Here is a 1005-nt window from a genome sequence, read left to right on the forward strand (position 1 = left end):
TGTTCCATGCGAATACGAAGGCGAACATGGATGTGACAATGATACCCGGGCGAACGATCGGAAGCGTGATCCGCCACATGATTGTGTACCAACGGGCGCCGTCGACCCGCGCAGCCTCCTCAAGCTCCACTGGTACTTCATCGATGAAGCTCTTCATCAACCAGACGGAAAACGGGATCGTCAGCGTCTGTAAAACCAAGATCATCGAGAAGTAGGAACCCTGGAGGCCAATGCGCGTGATAAGGACGAAATAAGGGATCAAGAACGCGACGGGCGGAGCCATCAGCAGGCCAAGATACCACAACATGATGTTCTTCTTGCCGCGCAGCTTAAAACGGGACAGCGCATAGGCAGCAGGAACCGAGAAGGGCAAATTGAGCAATACCGCTCCGATGGCGACGATGAGACTGTTGACCAACTGCGGCGCATTGGTGCCGGGATCGACGAGAATATGCCGGAAAGCATCGAGATTGGGCTCGAAGCCGAATTGCGGCGGCATTGTGAACGCGGTCTCGGCCGGCCGGATCGCAAGCGCGATGAACCACAGGATTGGCCCGACGAAGATTGCCAGGAAAAGGAGGCCGGCGGCGTATGTCAGTGCTGTGTTGAAGCTTGTGTGGCGACGGGACATTTTACCACTCCTCGTTTCGGAACGCGAAGAACACGTAGAGGGCAACGATGACGTTGACGATCAGCACGGTGATCCATGTCATTGCGCTGACAAGACCAATGTTGAAGTTCACAAGACCCTGTTCGTAAAGCGAATAACCAAGTGTGCGGGTGGAGGTGCCAGGCCCGCCGCGGGTCAGCACAAGCACAGTGTCGAAGGTGTTGAAAATCTGCATGAAGCGCAGCATGACGATAATGATTGCGGTGCGTTTGATCAGCGGCAGCTTGATCCGCATCAGGATCGTCCACGCAGACGCGCGATCCAGGCGTGCGGCCTCTAAAATCTCGTCGGGGACGGCCAGCAGGCTTGCATAGAGGACGATTGCGAAGAACGGC

General features: G+C 56.1%; 2 protein-coding genes. Both read right to left on the bottom strand.

What is annotated here, in order from left to right; genetic code table 11:
- Window positions 1-631: carbohydrate ABC transporter permease (locus A3AY_RS0115250; protein WP_018326521.1), on the bottom strand; the 631-nt coding region annotated here is incomplete at its 3' end.
- Window position 632: 1 nt separating this feature from the next.
- A partial coding sequence (locus tag A3AY_RS0115255) for a carbohydrate ABC transporter permease (RefSeq protein WP_018326522.1) occupies window positions 633-1005 on the bottom strand: 373 nt, incomplete at its 5' end.

The sequence above is a fragment of the Rhizobium giardinii bv. giardinii H152 genome (assembly GCF_000379605.1).
Classification (GTDB): domain Bacteria; phylum Pseudomonadota; class Alphaproteobacteria; order Rhizobiales; family Rhizobiaceae; genus Pararhizobium; species Pararhizobium giardinii.